The following is a 15942-nucleotide window of genomic DNA, read 5'->3' as shown; positions in this document are numbered from 1 at the left end:
GCAGATCGCGTGTGGCAGTGCGTCTAGGCAACATCGTCGAGCAGCTCGGGGGCGAACTGTTCGGCGACCCTGCGCTGGAAATCCAGGCCCTGGCGCCTCTCGATGTGGCCGAGCCCCGGCACCTCAGCTTCCTCAGCAATCCCAAATACCGCCAGCAACTGGCCGCTTCGCGCGCCGGCTGCGTGATCGTCGGGCCACAGATGCAGGTCGAGGCCGTCGCCCGCGGCGCCTGCATCGTTGCCGACAATCCCTACCTCTACTTCGCCCGCGTCACCCAGCTCTGGCAGCGCTCGCGCCAACGACCGGCCGGCCCGCGCATCCATCCGAGCGCGGTCGTCGACCCTGCGGCGCAGGTCGATCCCACCGCGCAGGTCGGGCCGCTGTGTGTGGTCGAACGCGGCGCGCGCATCGGGGCGCACACCGTGCTCAAGTCTCGCGTGACCGTCAGCGAGGAATGCGTGATCGGCGAGCGCTGCATCCTGCACCCGGGGGTCGTCATCGGGGCCGACGGTTTCGGTTTTGCCAAGGACGGCGAGCGCTGGGAGAAGATCGAACAGCTGGGCGCGGTGCGCATCGGCAACGATGTCGAGATCGGTGCCAATACCTGCATCGACCGCGGCGCGCTGAGCGATACCGTGATCGAGGATGGGGTCAAGCTCGACAACCTGATCCAGATCGGTCACAACGTGCGCGTGGGCCGCAACACCGCCATGGCGGGCTGCGTGGGCGTGGCCGGCAGTGCCACCATCGGGGCCAACTGCACCATCGGCGGCAGCGCCGGCGTGCTGGGCCACCTGAGCATCGCGGACGGGGTGCATGTTTCCTCGTTTTCGCTGGTCACGCGTTCGATCAACAAGCCCGGGCATTACACCGGTTTCTATCCGCTGGAGGACAATGCGTCCTGGGAAAAGAATGCCGCCACGCTCAAGCAGCTTTCCACCCTGCGCGAACGCTTGCGCGCACTGGAAAAAGACCTCAAGGAAACAAAAAAATGATCGCCATGGACATCCACAAGATACTCAAGCTGTTGCCGCACCGTTACCCCATCCTGCTCGTGGACCGGGTGCTGGAGCTGGAGAAGGGCAAGCGCATCAAGGCGGTCAAGAACGTCACGATCAACGAAGACTTCTTCAACGGCCATTTCCCCAACCGCCCCGTCATGCCGGGGGTGTTGATGCTCGAGGCCCTGGCGCAGACTGCGGCCCTGCTGTCGTTTGAAACCCTGGGCCATGCCCTCGACGAGAACACGGTGTACTACTTTGCCGGCATCGACAACGCCCGCTTCAAGCGCCCGGTCGAGCCGGGCGACCAGCTGATCCTTGAAGCCGAGCTGGAACGCTCCAAGGCCGGCATCTACAAATTCAAGGTCTGGGCCAGTGTCGACGGCGAACGCGCGGTCGAGGCCGATATCCTGTGCACCATGCGCAAGGTCAGCTGAGGACGCAGCGTGACGCAGATCCATTCGACCGCCATCGTCGATCCCCGGGCCGAACTCGACAGCACAGTCACGGTGGGTCCCTATACGGTGATCGGCCCACACGTGAAGGTGGGGGCGGGTACGGCCATTGGTCCGCATTGCGTGATTGAGGGACGCACGACCATCGGCCGGGACAACCGGATTTTCCAGTTCAATTCGCTGGGCGCCATCTCGCAGGACAAAAAGTACAAGGACGAGCCCTGCGAGCTGCACATCGGGGACCGCAACACGATCCGCGAGTTCTGCACCTTCAACATCGGGACGGCGCAGGACAAGAACGAAACCCGTATCGGCAATGACAACTGGATCATGGCCTATGTGCACATCGCGCACGACTGCATCATTGGCAATCATGTGACCATGGCCAACAACGCCACCTTGGCCGGGCATGTCGAGATCGGCGACTGGTCCACCGTGGGCGGCCTCACCGGCATCCTGCAGCGCATGCGCATCGGTGCCCACACCATGATCGGTTTTGCCAGCCACGTCGCCAAGGACATCCCGCCGTTCATGGTGGTGGATGGCAATCCACTGACAGTGCGCAGCGTCAACCTGGTCGGCTTGCGGCGGCGGGATTTTTCTGACCAGCGTGTCACGGCCATCCGCGAGATGCACAAGATCCTCTACCGCCAGAACCTCACCCTGGAGCAGGCACGCACGGCCATCGCCGTGCTGCCGCAGACCTGGCCCGAAGCGGCGGACGACGTGGCGCAGATGGAAGCCTTCCTGGCCAGCGCTACCAACGGCATTGCCCGCTGAGAGTAAACGCATGATGTCCCAGCCGCGCGTCGCGATGGTGGCGGGCGAGACCTCCGGGGACTTGCTGGCCGGCCTCCTGCTCGATGGCGTCCGGGCGCGCTGGCCTGAGGCCCTGGCTCAGGGCATCGGTGGGTCACAGATGGCCCAGCGCGGGTTCCAAGCCTGGTGGCCCAGCGACAAACTGGCCGTGAGCGGTTATGTCGAGGTACTGCGGCACTACCGCGAGCTGGTGGGCATCCGCGACCAGCTTCGCGAGCGACTCCTGCAGGACCGGCCTGATGTCTTCATCGGCGTCGATGCCCCCGACTTCAATCTGGATCTCGAGCGCGACCTGCGCGCCGCCGGTATCCGCACCGTGCATTTCGTCTGCCCGGCGATCTGGGCCTGGCGTCCCGAGCGCGTGCACAAGATCAAGGCCAGTGTGGACCACGTCCTGTGCATCTTCCCTTTTGAAGTGGAATTGCTGGGGCGGCACGGCATCGCCGCGACCTATGTTGGCCATCCGTTGGCCAATGTGATTCCCCTGCGACCCGACCGCGCTGCCGCACGCGCGACGCTGGGTGTATCGGACGACGCGCAGCTTGTGGCTATCCTGCCGGGCAGTCGGGCGGGCGAGATCAAGCAGTTGGCTGAACGCTTCTTCCGCGCGGCGGCCCTGATGCGCCGGTGCCGCCCGCAGCTGGAATTTCTCGTGCCGGCCATTCCCGCCCTGCGCGCGCGCATTGAGAAGGCCGCGCGCGCTGCGGGCATGGAAGGGCACCTGCGCATCCTCGACGGTCAGTCCCACACCGTGCTGGCAGCCTGTGACGTGACCCTGATCGCCAGCGGCACCGCCACGCTGGAGGCCGCCCTGTTCAAGCGGCCCATGGTGATCTCCTATGCCGTGAACTGGCTGACCTACCAGCTCATGAAGCGCAAGCAGCTGCAGCCCTGGGTCGGCCTGCCCAACGTCCTCTGTCGCGATTTCGTCGTGCCCGAGCTCTTGCAGCACGAGGCTACGCCTGAGAAGCTGGCAGCGTCCACGCTGCAGTGGCTGGACGCGCCCGAGCGTGTCGCAGCGCTGGAACAGACCTTCATGGCGCTGCATGCCGAATTGCAGCGCGACACACCAAAACTGGCAGCCGATGCGATCGCGCAAGTTCTTGCAGGCTGAACAGGCCACGCTGATGTGGGACACGCCGGGCCTGATCGCCGGGGTGGATGAGGCTGGCCGTGGCCCCCTGGCTGGCCCGGTGGTAGCGGCCGCGGTGATCCTGGACGATCTTAACCCCATCCAGGGCCTGGCCGATTCCAAGAAGCTCACGCCCGCGCGTCGCGAGAAGCTGTACGACGAGATCCGCGCCAAGGCCCTGTGCTGTTCGATCGCCGAAGCCAGTGTGGAGGAGATCGACACGCTCAACATCTTGCAAGCCACGCTGCTGGCCATGCGCCGTGCCGTCGAAGGCCTGCGGCTCAAGCCTGCCAAGGTGCTGGTGGATGGCAACCGCCTGCCGGTGCTGGATGTGCTGGCCGAGGCCATCGTCAAAGGCGACGCCACGGTGCCGGCGATTTCTGCCGCTTCCATCCTGGCCAAGGTGCACCGCGACCGCTGGTGCGCCGAGTACGACCGCGAGTTTCCGCAGTATGGCTTTGCCGCCCACAAGGGATATGGCACGGCCGAGCATCTGGCGGCCTTGCGGCAGCATGGTGCCTGCCCGCAGCATCGCAAGACCTTTGCACCGGTGACGGAGGTGCTCGGATGAGCATGCAGCAGCCAGTCCACATCACGGCACGAGATAACCCCTTGCTCAAGGAGCTGCGCAAGCTCAGCCAAGACAGCACGGCCTATCGCAAGAGCGGACGTTTCTGGGTGGAGGGGGATCACCTCTGCCGTGCCGCCTTGCTGCGCAGCCAAAGGCCGGCTATTGCGGTGTTCGCCGAGTCGGCGTGGCCGATTATTGCGACCGAGTTCGGAGCCTCTGCGGCCAAGACCATCCTGGTGCCCGATGCCCTGTTCGATGGCATCAGCGGTCTCGAATCACCCTCCCGGCTGGGTTTTGTATTCGACCTGCCGGCCGACACAGCGCTCCAGTCCGGCCTGGCCTCGGTCATCCTGGACCGGGTGCAGGACGCCGGTAACGTCGGCTCCATCCTGCGCAGCGCGGCGGCCTTCGGTTTCCAGCAGGTGATCGCCATGAAGGGTACGGCGGCCCTGTGGAGTCCCAAGGTGCTGCGTGCAGGCATGGGCGCGCATTTCGCACTGCGTCTGGTCGAGGGTGTGGAGCCCGTGGCGCTCGAAGGGCTGGCTGTGCCCATCATCGTCACCAGCTCGCATCAAGGCGAGCCGATCCATCGGCAGACCTTGCCCTGGCCCTGTGCCTGGGCACTGGGCCACGAAGGTCAGGGCGTGGGCGCTGAGTTGATGGCGCGTTCTGCGCTGTCCGTACGCATTGCCCAGCCCGGCGGGGAGGAATCGCTCAACGTGGCCGCCGCCGCCGCCATCTGCCTGCACGCCAGCGCCGTGGCGTGTGCTGCGGGCTGAATCGTTTCCCGTTGCGGTTTCAAGGCGGCCGTGCAAGGTGAGGGCCGCGAGGGGACATCGGCCCTAAGCTATAATCTTGAACTGTTCAGAAATCCAGCCGCCCCAGCGCATTTCAGGCCGAACATCCCTCTCAAAAGCAGCAGCCAGGACCCGTTCCTGTAAGTGCGTGGGCGCGCCCGTAACCAACGGAGTACCCAGTGCTTTTGTCTCTCCAGGGAACCACCCCTCACGCCATCCTGGCGCTCGCAGACGGCACGGTCTTTATCGGCAATTCCATCGGTGCCACCGGCACCACCGTCGGCGAAGTGGTGTTCAACACCGCCATCACCGGCTACCAGGAAATCCTCACTGATCCGAGCTACTGCCGGCAGATCGTCACACTGACGTATCCGCACATCGGCAACTACGGCATCAACAGCGAGGACATCGAAGCCGACAAGGTCCATGCCGCCGGCCTCATCATCAAGGACCTGCCCCTGCTGGCGTCCAACTTCCGCAGTACCGAGACGCTTTCGCAGTACCTGGTGCGCGAGAAGACGGTGGCGATTGCCAACCTCGACACCCGCAAGCTCACGCGCCTGCTGCGCAGCAAGGGCGCGCAGAACGGCGCCATCGTGGCGCTCAAGGCCGGTGAGGCCGTGAGCCAGGCCCGTATCGACGAGGCCCTGGCCGCCGCCAAGGCCGCGCCCAGCATGAAGGGCCTGGACCTGGCCCAGGTCGTGACGACTCCAAAGGCCTATACCTGGGACCAGACCGAATGGACCCTGGGCTCGGGCTACGGCCAGCAGACCGCCCCGCGTTTCCATGTCGTGGCCTATGACTACGGTGTCAAGAAGAACATCCTGCGCATGCTGGCCCAACGGGGTTGCAAGCTCACGGTGGTACCGGCCCGGACGCCGGCCAAGGACGTGCTGGCGCTCAAACCCGACGGTGTCTTCCTCTCCAACGGCCCGGGTGACCCGGAGCCCTGTGACTACGCCATCGCCGCCGCGCGCGAGATCATCGAGGCCAGCATCCCCACCTTCGGCATCTGCCTGGGCCACCAGATCATGGCCCTGGCTTCGGGCGCCAGGACCTTCAAGATGCAGAACAGCCACCACGGTGCCAATCACCCGGTCAAGGACCTGGACAACGGCCGTGTGAGCATCACCAGCCAGAACCACGGCTTCGCCGTGGAGATGGAGTCGCTGCCCGCCAAGCTGCGCGCCACGCACGTCAGCCTGTTCGACGGCACGCTGCAGGGCCTGGCCCGCACCGACAAGCCGGCTTTCTGCTTCCAGGGCCACCCGGAAGCCTCGCCCGGCCCGCACGATATCGCCTACCTGTTCGACCGCTTCACGGCGCTGATGGAGAAGAAGTAAATGCCCAAGCGTTCAGACATCAAGAGCATCCTGATCATCGGCGCCGGTCCGATCATCATCGGCCAGGCCTGCGAGTTCGACTACTCCGGCGTGCAGGCCTGCAAGGCCCTGCGCGAAGAGGGCTACAAGGTCATCCTGATCAACAGCAACCCTGCGACGATCATGACCGATCCGGCCACGGCCGACGTCACCTACATCGAGCCCATCACCTGGCAGACGGTCGAGAAGATCATCGCCAAGGAAAAGCCCGACGCCATCCTGCCCACCATGGGAGGCCAGACCGCGCTGAACTGCGCGCTGGACCTGTGGCACCACGGCGTGCTCGACAAGTACAAGGTCGAGCTCATCGGCGCCACGCCCGAGGCCATCGACAAGGCCGAAGACCGCCAGAAGTTCAAGCAGGCCATGACCAAGATCGGCCTGGGCTCGGCGCGCTCGGGCATCGCCCACAGCATGGAAGAGGCCTGGGCCGTGCAGAAGACCGTGGGTTTCCCCACCGTCATCCGTCCCAGCTTCACGCTGGGCGGCACGGGTGGCGGCATCGCCTACAACCCGGAAGAGTTCGAGACCATCTGCAAGCGCGGCCTGGAGGCCTCGCCCACCAAAGAGCTGCTCATTGAGGAGTCGCTGCTGGGCTGGAAAGAGTACGAGATGGAAGTCGTGCGCGACAAGGCCGACAACTGCATCATCGTCTGCTCGATCGAGAACCTGGACCCGATGGGCGTGCACACCGGTGACTCCATCACCGTGGCCCCGGCCCAGACCCTGACCGACAAGGAATACCAGATCATGCGTAACGCCTCGCTGGCGGTGCTGCGCGAGATCGGTGTGGACACGGGCGGCTCCAACGTGCAGTTCTCGGTCAACCCGAAAGACGGTCGCATGATCGTGATCGAAATGAACCCGCGCGTGAGCCGTTCTTCCGCGCTGGCCTCCAAGGCCACGGGCTTCCCGATCGCCAAGGTCGCGGCCAAGCTGGCCGTGGGTTATACGCTGGACGAACTGCGCAACGAGATCACGGGCGGCGCCACGCCCGCCAGCTTCGAGCCCAGCATCGACTACGTGGTGACCAAGATCCCGCGTTTCGCCTTCGAGAAATTCCCCACGGCCGACAGCCGCCTGACGACCCAGATGAAGTCGGTGGGCGAGGTCATGGCGATGGGCCGCACCTTCCAGGAATCCTTCCAGAAGGCCCTGCGCGGCCTGGAAGTCGGCGTGGACGGCATGAACGAGAAGACACAGGACCGCGAGGTGCTGGAGAAGGAGCTGGGCGAGCCCGGCCCCGAGCGCATCTGGTACGTGGGCGACGCCTTCGCCATGGGCTTGTCGGTGGACGAGGTCTATGACCTGACCAAGATCGACAAGTGGTTCCTGGTGCAGATCGAGGAGATCGTCAAGATCGAACTCGATCTGGACAAGCTGGCCGCCGAGAAGGGCGAGAAGGCCCTGGCCGCGCTGGATGTCACTACGCTGCGCACGCTCAAGAAGAAGGGCTTCTCCGACCGTCGCCTGGCCAAGCTGCTCAAGACCACCGAGAAGCAGCTGCGTGATACGCGTCGCAAGCTGGGCGTGCGCCCCGTTTACAAACGCGTGGACACCTGTGCCGCCGAGTTCGCGACCAACACCGCTTACATGTACTCGACCTACGAGGACGAGTGCGAAGCCGAGCCGACCAACAAGAAGAAGATCATGGTGCTCGGCGGCGGCCCGAACCGCATCGGCCAGGGCATCGAGTTCGACTATTGCTGCGTCCATGCCGCGCTCGCCATGCGCGAGGACGGCTACGAGACCATCATGGTCAACTGCAACCCCGAGACCGTGTCCACCGACTACGACACCTCGGACCGCCTCTACTTCGAGCCGCTGACGCTGGAAGACGTGCTCGAGATCGTGGACAAGGAAAAGCCCACCGGTGTGATCGTGCAGTACGGCGGCCAGACGCCGCTCAAGCTCGCCCTGGGCCTGGAGGCCGAAGGCGTGCCGATCATCGGCACCAGCCCGGACATGATCGACGCGGCCGAAGACCGCGAGCGTTTCTCGGCCCTGCTGCGCACGCTGAACCTCAAGCAGCCGCCCAATGCTACGGCGCGCACCGAAGCCGAGGCGCTGGAGAAGGCCGCCACCCTGGGTTACCCGCTGGTGGTCCGTCCGAGCTACGTTCTGGGTGGTCGCGCCATGGAAATCGTGCATGAGCAGCGCGACCTGGAGCGTTATATGCGCGAAGCCGTCAAAGTCAGCAACGACAGCCCCGTGCTGCTGGACCGCTTCCTGAACGACGCCATCGAATGCGACGTGGATTGCCTGCGTGACCCGGAAGGCAAGACCTTTATCGGTGGCGTGATGGAACACATCGAGCAGGCCGGAGTGCACAGCGGGGACTCCGCCTGCTCGTTGCCGCCGTATTCCCTGTCCCAGGCCACGGTGGACGAGCTCAAGCGCCAGTCCGCTGCCATGGCCGGGGCCCTGAACGTGGTCGGCCTGATGAACGTGCAGTTCGCCATCCAGAAACAGGACGGCCAGGACGTGATCTTCGTGCTCGAAGTGAACCCGCGTGCCTCGCGCACGGTACCTTACGTCTCCAAGGCCACGGGCATCCAGCTGGCCAAGGTGGCCGCCCGCTGCATGGCCGGCCAGACCCTGGCCTCGCAGGGCATCACCAAGGAAGTGACGCCGCCTTACTTCAGCGTGAAGGAGGCCGTGTTCCCCTTCGTCAAGTTCCCCGGCGTGGACACCATTCTCGGCCCCGAGATGAAGTCCACGGGCGAGGTGATGGGCGTGGGCAAGACCTTCGGCGAGGCTTTTGTCAAGTCGCAGCTCGGTGCCGGCACGCGCCTGCCCAAGTCCGGACGGGTCTTCCTGTCGGTCAAGCAGAGCGACAAGCCGCGCGCCGTGGCCGTGGCCCGTGGCCTGATCGCCCTGGGGTTCACCATCGTGGCGACCAAGGGCACGGCGGCGGCCATCGAGGCCGCCGGCCTGGTTTGCGAGGTCGTCAACAAGGTGACCGAGGGCCGCCCCAACATCGTGGACATGATCAAGAACGGCGACATCGCCCTGGTCATCAACACGGTGGAGGAGCGACGCAACGCCATTGCCGATTCGCGCTACATCCGCACCTCGGCCCTGCTGGCCCGGGTGACCACCTTCACTACCATCGCCGGCGCCGAAGCGGCCGTCGAGGGCATGAAGTACATGGACAATCTGGACGTGTATTCGGTGCAGGAGCTGCACGCCCAACTGGCATAATCTTCCGAACCCTCTGGGGCAGGCCCGCGTTATGCGCTGGTCTGCCCCCTTTACTTTTTACCCTTTAAGAACCACAGAGACATGGCCACCATTCCGATCACGACCCGCGGCGCCGAAAAGCTCAAGGCCGAATTGCACCGTCTCAAGACGGTGGATCGCCCTGGGGTGATCAATGCCATTGCCGAAGCGCGCGCCCAGGGCGACCTGAGCGAAAACGCCGAATACGACGCCGCCAAGGACCGCCAGGGTTTCATCGAAGGCCGCATCCAGGAAATCGAGAGCAAGCTCTCGGCCTCCCAGGTCATCGACCCGACCTCCATCGACGCGGGTGGCAAGGTGGTGTTCGGTGCCACGGTCGAACTGGAGGATGAGTCCACCGGCGACGCGGTGACCTATCAGATCGTGGGTGAGGACGAGGCCGATCTCAAGCTGGGCCTGATCAACGTGGGCAGCCCCATCGCCCGCGCCCTGATCGGCAAGGAGGAGGGCGACACGGCCGAGGTGCAGGCGCCGGGTGGCATCAAGCGCTACGAGATCGTGGGCGTCAGCTACCGGTGAATATCGTTCCTGCTGCCCTGTCCCGTTTCGTTCAGGCCTTGCCGCGCTGGGCGGCCGCCCTCTGGTGGGGCAGCCTGACGACCATCGGTTTCCTGGTGGTGCCGCTGCTGTTCGCAAATTTGCCCGGCACCATGGCCGGTACGCTGGCGGCCAGGTTCTTCACGGCGCAGACCTGGGTCTCCGTGGCTTGTACCTTGCTGCTCTTGCTGGCCTCCCGTCCGCAGGAGGGGGAGGCGGGCCCCCGTCCCCTGCATGCCGCCCGGCTGTTCGTCGTGGGGGGCCTGCTGCTGGCCCTGCTGGCGGAGTTCGCCGTGGCGCCGCGCATCGTGGCGCGGGAAAACCTGGCGCTGTGGCACCGGGTTGGCAGTGCGATGTATTTCCTGCAGTGGGCGTTTGCCGCCGTCACCTTCTGGCGGCTGGGCCGCAGGGCCTGAGGACAGACCTCAGGTCTGGCTGCGTTTCTTGACGCTGGTCTGCTTGGGCTTGGCCCGCTTGACCTTGCCGCCGGGCGTCAGGCGCTGGTTGCCCAGCACGCGCAGCACCTGGACCTCGGGTCGCTGACCGCCGCGTTTGCTGAACTTGAGGACCTTGACGTCGCGCGGGCCGGGCATGCGGTCCTCGTCCTCGACGCGTTCCTTCTCCGGCTTGGGGCGCCAGAGCACCAGCAGCTTGCCGATGTGCTGGATGGGCGCCGCGTTGAGCTCCTCGGCCAGGGTCTGGAAGATGGTCTCGCGTGCGGCGCGGTCGTCCGAAAAGACCCGTACCTTGATCAGGCCGTGGGCCTTGAGGGCGGAGTCGGTTTCCTTCTTGACGGCGGCCGTCAGGCCGTCGTTGCCGATCATCACGACGGGGTCGAGATGGTGGGCTTCGGCGCGGAATTCCTTGCGTTCGGCAGGAGTCAGTTGTATCGCTGGCATGTCGTTATTATCCTCTGTAAGCAGCTGGTTGGCGCCGGTTGCTGTTTGAAAGACAAAATGAAAGTCAATACGAAGAGCAAAAAGGTCAACAAGGCCTGGCTCAACGACCACGTCAACGATACCTACGTCAAGCTGGCGCAGAAGGAGGGGTATCGGGCGCGCGCAGCCTACAAGCTCAAGGAAATCGACGAAACCCTGCGCCTGATCAAACCCGGCCAGGTGGTGGTGGACCTGGGCTGCGCGCCCGGCGCCTGGAGCCAGTACCTGCGTCGCCGCATGGCGCCCGGCGGTGCGGCGGTAGGGGAGCTCAAGGGCAGCATCATCGGCCTGGACCTGCTGCCCATGGAGCCCATCGAGGGTGTGCAGTACATCCAGGGCGACTTTGGCGAGGCCGAGGTGCTGGCCCGGCTGGAAGAACTGCTGCAGGGCCGCCAGGCCGATGTGGTGGTCTCGGACATGGCGCCCAACCTCTCGGGGGTGTCATCGGTCGATGCGGCCCGCATGGAGCACCTGATCGAGCTGGCAATTGATTTCTGTCAACACCATCTCAAGCCCTCGGGTGCCCTGGTGGCCAAGGTCTTCCACGGCCGGGGTTACGAAGAGATCATCCAGCACTTCCGGGCCCATTTCCAGACCGTCAAAGCCATCAAACCCAAGGCGTCGCGCGACCGTTCGTCTGAAACTTTCCTGGTGGGCGTGGGCTTGAAGCCGGTGGCGGTGGGTTGAGCTTCCCCCTGGGATGCAGGGGAGCGACGTGTAAATCGTGAAATCGCCCCCAAATCCCCTCCATGATCAATGGCTGTAGCGGGCAAAATCAATCGGGCGCAGGCTTGAAACGCCTAAAATGGCTACAAGCTATGTTTTTCCCTGGCATCCCTACTGGAGCTGCACTTGAATAATCAGTGGTTTTCTAAAGTGGCCGTCTGGCTGGTGATCGCGCTTGTCCTCTTCACGGTGTTCAAGCAGTTCGACACCCGCAGTGGCGCTGCGGCCGGCACGCTGGGTTACTCCGACTTCCTGGAGGAAGTGCGCAGCAACCGCATCAAGAGCGCGCTGATCCAGGAAGGCCCCGGTGGCACCGAAATCCTGGCCACCACCACCGACGACCGCAAGGTGCGCACCACCGCCACCTATCTCGATCGGGGCCTGGTCGGCGACCTGATCAACAACGGCGTCAAGTTCGACGTCAAGCCGCGCGAAGAAGGCTCCCTGCTCATGACCCTGCTGGTCAGCTGGGGCCCCATGCTGCTGCTGATCGGCGTCTGGATCTACTTCATGCGCCAGATGCAGGGCGGCGGCAAGGGTGGTGCCTTCAGCTTCGGCAAGAGCAAGGCGCGCATGCTCGACGAGAACAACAACCAGGTCACCTTTGCCGACGTTGCGGGCTGCGATGAGGCCAAGGAAGAAGTCAAGGAGGTTGTGGACTTCCTGAAAGACCCGCAGAAATTCCAGAAACTGGGCGGCCGCATTCCGCGCGGCCTGCTGCTGGTCGGCCCCCCGGGCACCGGCAAGACGCTGCTGGCCAAGGGCATTGCCGGCGAGGCCAAGGTGCCGTTCTTCAGCATCTCGGGTTCCGACTTCGTCGAGATGTTCGTTGGCGTGGGCGCAGCCCGCGTGCGCGACATGTTCGAAAACGCCAAGAAGAACGCGCCGTGCATCATCTTCATCGATGAAATCGACGCCGTCGGCCGCCAGCGTGGCGCCGGCCTGGGCGGTGGCAACGACGAACGCGAGCAGACCCTCAACCAGATGCTGGTCGAGATGGACGGTTTCGAAACCAACCTGGGTGTGATCGTGGTGGCTGCCACCAACCGCCCGGATATCCTGGACGCCGCCTTGCTGCGCCCGGGTCGTTTCGACCGCCAGGTCTACGTCACGCTGCCCGACATCCGCGGCCGCGAGCAGATCCTCAACGTGCACATGCGCAAGATCCCGATCGGCCAGGACGTCGCCCCGGCCGTGATCGCCCGCGGCACGCCCGGCATGTCCGGTGCCGATCTGGCCAACCTCTGCAACGAGGCGGCGCTGATGGCGGCGCGACGCAACGCACGCGTGGTCGAGATGCAGGACTTCGAGAAGGCTAAGGACAAGATCCTCATGGGCCCCGAGCGCAAGAGCATGGTCATGCCCGAGGAAGAGCGCCGCAACACGGCTTACCATGAGTCGGGCCACGCCTTGATCGGCAAGATGCTGCCCAAGTGCGATCCGGTGCACAAGGTCACCATCATTCCGCGCGGCCGTGCCCTGGGCGTGACCATGAGCCTGCCCGAGAAAGACCGCTACAGCTACGACCGCGATTACATGCTGAACCAGATCAGCATGCTGTTCGGCGGCCGTATCGCCGAAGAAGTGTTCATGAACCAGATGACCACCGGCGCCTCCAACGACTTCGAGCGTGCCACCCACATCGCACGCGACATGGTCATGCGCTATGGCATGACCGATGCCCTGGGTCCCATGGTCTACGCCGAGAACGAGGGCGAGGTCTTCCTGGGCCGTTCCGTGACCAAGACCACCAGCATCAGCGAGCAGACCATGCAGAAGGTCGACGCCGAAGTGCGACGCATCATCGACCAGCAGTACGCCGAGGCGCGCAAGCTGATCGAGGACAACGCCGACAAGATGCACGCCATGGCCAAGGCCCTGCTGGAGTGGGAAACCATCGACGGCGAACAGCTCGACGACATCATGGCTGGCAAGGAGCCACGTCCGCCGAAAGATTGGACGCCGCGCACGCCGAACTCCGGCGGCGGTGATGCCGGCGGCACACCGGCGGTGAAGACCGATCCTTCACCTTCCGCCGCCTGATCCGGCGAGCATCACAAACGGGGCCCAGCGCCCCGTTTTGTTTGGCACCCACTCATTGACATGATCTGGCAGACCACCCGTTACGCCATCGACCTGTCCAGGCCGCAGGTCATGGGCATCGTCAACATCACGCCCGACTCCTTCTCGGATGGCGGCAGCCATGCCGACACCCGTGCCGCGCTGGTCCACTGCGAGCAGCTGCTCAAGGACGGAGCTGACATTCTCGACCTGGGCGGCGAGTCCACGCGTCCGGGCGCCGTGCAGCTGCCACTGGCGCAGGAGCTGTCTCGCGTGCTGCCCGTGCTGCGCGAGGCCTTGAAACTCGGCGTGCCCCTGTCCATCGATACTTACAAGCCGCGTGTCATGCAGGCTTGCCTGGCGCTGGGGGCCGACATCGTCAACGACATCTGGGCCCTGCGCTGGCAGGACGCGGCCGACCCGCTGGATGGTCGCCAAGTCGTGGCCGGCCATCCGTCCTGCGGGGTCTGCCTGATGCACATGCACGGCGAACCGCGCACCATGCAGCTCAGCCCCATGGAGGGCGACGTGCTGCCTGCCGTGCTGGCTTTCCTGGGCGAGTCGGCGCAGGACCTGCAGGCGCGCGGGGTGGCCCGGGAGCGCATCGTGCTAGACCCCGGCATCGGTTTCGGCAAGACGGTGGCGCAGAACTTCTCGCTGCTGGCACGCCAGGGCGAGCTGCTGGCCGCGGGGTATCCTCTGCTGGCCGGCTGGTCGCGCAAGTCCTCGCTGGGCGCGGTGGCCAGCCCGCCGCCGGGCAGCACGGTGCCCACCGGCCAGCACGAACGCATGGCGCCCAGCGTGGCGGCCGCGCTGCTGGCGGTGGAGCGCGGCGCGGCCATCGTGCGCGTGCACGACGTGCGGGAAACCGTGCAGGCGCTGAAGGTGCTGGCAGCTATAAAATGAATAGCATTGAACAACGAAGACAGAGCAGGGGCATAAAAACATGAGCAGGAAATACTTCGGCACCGACGGCATCCGCGGCACGGTGGGGCAGGCCCCCATCACTCCGGATTTCGTGTTGCGTCTGGCGCATGCCGTGGGCCGTGTGCTCAAGCGCACGGAAGAGCGTCCGGTGGTCTTGATCGGCAAGGACACGCGCATTTCCGGCTACATGCTGGAGAGCGCGCTCGAATCCGGCTTCAACTCCGCCGGCGTCGATGTGGTGCTGCTGGGGCCTCTGCCCACGCCGGGTGTGGCCTATCTCACGCGCGCGCAGCGCGCTTCGCTGGGCGTGGTCATCAGCGCCAGCCACAACGCCTATCCGGACAACGGCATCAAGTTCTTCAGCGCCCAGGGCAGCAAGCTGCCTGACGCGTGGGAACTGGCGGTGGAAGCGGCGGTGGACGAGCCGCCCGTCTGGGTGGACTCGGCCAGCCTGGGGCGTGCGCGCCGGCTTGACGATGCGGCCGGTCGTTACATCGAATTCTGCAAGAGCACCTTCTCGACGGACCTCACGCTCAAGGGCCTGAAGATCGTCGTGGATGCTGCACATGGTGCGGCCTACCAGATCGCCCCCAAGGTCTTTCACGAGCTGGGTGCCGAAGTGATCGCCATCGGTTGTGCGCCCGATGGCCTGAACATCAACCATGAGGTCGGGGCCACCCACACGCAAGCCCTGGTGGCCGCGGTCAAGGCCCATCAAGCCGACTACGGCGTGGCGCTCGATGGCGATGCCGACCGCCTCATGATGGTCGACGCTACCGGTCGCCTGTACAACGGTGACGAACTGCTTTACCTGATGGTGGACGACCGGCTGGGCCGCGATGAGCACGTGCCCGGTGTCGTGGGCACGCTCATGACCAATATGGCCGTCGAAGTGGCGCTGAAGAAACGTGGCGTGCAGTTCGTGCGCGCCAAGGTCGGAGACCGCTACGTGCTCGAAGAACTGAACAGGCACAAGTGGCTGCTGGGCGGCGAGGGCTCGGGCCATCTGCTGGCGCTGGACAAGCAGACCACCGGCGACGGCCTGGTCTCGGCCCTGCAGGTGCTGCAGACCTGCGTGCGCAGCGGGCAGGGCATGGCCCAGTTGCTGGCCAGCGTCACGCTGTTCCCGCAGACCCTGATCAATGTGCGCCTGCAGCCCGGCCAGGACTGGAAGACCAACACGCGACTGGCTTCGGAGACGAAAACCGTGGAAGCTGAACTCGGCGACAGCGGCCGGGTGTTGATCCGCGCCAGCGGTACCGAGCCGCTGGTGCGCGTCATGGTGGAGGCGCGTGATGCGGCCCAGGCCCAGGGCTGCGCCGAGCGCCTGGCCGCGACCCTGCGCGCCTGAGA

The 15942-nt window shown here is 65.0% G+C and carries 15 protein-coding genes; 14 read left to right on the top strand and 1 reads right to left on the bottom strand.

Features of this window, described 5'->3' with window-relative positions; all coding sequences use genetic code 11:
• Nucleotides 1-11: 11 nt before the first annotated feature.
• From lpxD to AC1RRP_RS04225, 10 genes are all read left to right on the top strand, one after another.
• Nucleotides 12-995: a UDP-3-O-(3-hydroxymyristoyl)glucosamine N-acyltransferase gene (lpxD, locus tag AC1RRP_RS04270; RefSeq protein ID WP_493033587.1), complete on the top strand. Its 984-nt coding sequence runs from the start codon at nucleotides 12-14 to the stop codon at nucleotides 993-995.
• Between the two features lie 5 nt (nucleotides 996-1000).
• The gene (gene fabZ, locus AC1RRP_RS04265) at nucleotides 1001-1438 is read left to right on the top strand and encodes a 3-hydroxyacyl-ACP dehydratase FabZ (protein ID WP_493034169.1); all 438 of its coding nucleotides are present in this window, start codon (nucleotides 1001-1003) and stop codon (nucleotides 1436-1438) included.
• Between the two features lie 9 nt (nucleotides 1439-1447).
• Nucleotides 1448-2236, top strand: a complete 789-nt coding sequence (lpxA, locus tag AC1RRP_RS04260; protein WP_493033585.1) for an acyl-ACP--UDP-N-acetylglucosamine O-acyltransferase — start codon at nucleotides 1448-1450, stop codon at nucleotides 2234-2236.
• Nucleotides 2237-2246: 10 nt separating this feature from the next.
• Entirely contained in the window at nucleotides 2247-3389 is a 1143-nt protein-coding gene (gene lpxB, locus AC1RRP_RS04255) for a lipid-A-disaccharide synthase (RefSeq protein ID WP_493033583.1), read from the top strand.
• Complete coding sequence (gene rnhB, locus AC1RRP_RS04250) at nucleotides 3361-3978, top strand: ribonuclease HII (protein WP_493033581.1); 618 nt, start codon at nucleotides 3361-3363, stop codon at nucleotides 3976-3978. The genes lpxB and rnhB overlap by 29 nt, the downstream gene beginning before the upstream one ends.
• Entirely contained in the window at nucleotides 3975-4757 is a 783-nt protein-coding gene (locus tag AC1RRP_RS04245) for a TrmH family RNA methyltransferase (RefSeq protein ID WP_493033579.1), read from the top strand. The genes rnhB and AC1RRP_RS04245 overlap by 4 nt, the downstream gene beginning before the upstream one ends.
• Nucleotides 4758-4954: 197 nt before the next feature.
• Nucleotides 4955-6118, top strand: a complete 1164-nt coding sequence (gene carA / locus AC1RRP_RS04240) for a glutamine-hydrolyzing carbamoyl-phosphate synthase small subunit (RefSeq protein WP_493033577.1) — start codon at nucleotides 4955-4957, stop codon at nucleotides 6116-6118.
• A complete protein-coding gene (gene carB / locus AC1RRP_RS04235; protein ID WP_493033575.1) occupies nucleotides 6119-9361 on the top strand; it encodes a carbamoyl-phosphate synthase large subunit in 3243 nt (1080 codons plus the stop codon).
• Nucleotides 9362-9442: 81 nt separating this feature from the next.
• Nucleotides 9443-9919: a transcription elongation factor GreA gene (greA, locus tag AC1RRP_RS04230; RefSeq protein WP_493033573.1), complete on the top strand. Its 477-nt coding sequence runs from the start codon at nucleotides 9443-9445 to the stop codon at nucleotides 9917-9919.
• Nucleotides 9916-10353: a DUF4149 domain-containing protein gene (locus AC1RRP_RS04225; protein ID WP_493033571.1), complete on the top strand. Its 438-nt coding sequence runs from the start codon at nucleotides 9916-9918 to the stop codon at nucleotides 10351-10353. Before greA ends, AC1RRP_RS04225 begins: the two co-directional genes overlap by 4 nt.
• 9 nt (nucleotides 10354-10362) lie before the next feature.
• On the opposite strand, the gene AC1RRP_RS04220 is transcribed toward AC1RRP_RS04225, so the two are convergent.
• Nucleotides 10363-10836: a YhbY family RNA-binding protein gene (locus AC1RRP_RS04220; RefSeq protein ID WP_493033569.1), complete on the bottom strand. Its 474-nt coding sequence runs from the start codon at nucleotides 10834-10836 to the stop codon at nucleotides 10363-10365.
• Between the two features lie 57 nt (nucleotides 10837-10893).
• On the opposite strand from AC1RRP_RS04220, the gene AC1RRP_RS04215 reads away from it, so the two are divergent.
• The 4 genes from AC1RRP_RS04215 to glmM all read left to right on the top strand — a co-directional run bounded on the left by AC1RRP_RS04215 (nucleotide 10894) and on the right by glmM (nucleotide 15940).
• Nucleotides 10894-11562: an RlmE family RNA methyltransferase gene (locus tag AC1RRP_RS04215; RefSeq protein ID WP_493033568.1), complete on the top strand. Its 669-nt coding sequence runs from the start codon at nucleotides 10894-10896 to the stop codon at nucleotides 11560-11562.
• A 165-nt stretch (nucleotides 11563-11727) separates the two neighbouring features.
• A complete protein-coding gene (ftsH, locus tag AC1RRP_RS04210) occupies nucleotides 11728-13644 on the top strand; it encodes an ATP-dependent zinc metalloprotease FtsH (protein WP_493033567.1) in 1917 nt (638 codons plus the stop codon).
• A 60-nt stretch (nucleotides 13645-13704) separates the two neighbouring features.
• Nucleotides 13705-14568 carry a dihydropteroate synthase gene (gene folP, locus AC1RRP_RS04205; protein WP_493033566.1) on the top strand — a complete coding sequence of 288 codons (864 nt, stop codon included), beginning with the start codon at nucleotides 13705-13707 and terminating at the stop codon, nucleotides 14566-14568.
• Nucleotides 14569-14608: 40 nt separating this feature from the next.
• Nucleotides 14609-15940: a phosphoglucosamine mutase gene (gene glmM / locus AC1RRP_RS04200; RefSeq protein ID WP_493033564.1), complete on the top strand. Its 1332-nt coding sequence runs from the start codon at nucleotides 14609-14611 to the stop codon at nucleotides 15938-15940.
• Nucleotides 15941-15942: the final 2 nt, after the last annotated feature.

It is taken from the genome of Hylemonella sp. GW821-FHT12C09 (assembly GCF_058807395.1).
The sequence above is the reverse complement of the archived record's forward strand: the minus strand, read 5'-3'. Positions and strand labels throughout refer to the sequence as shown.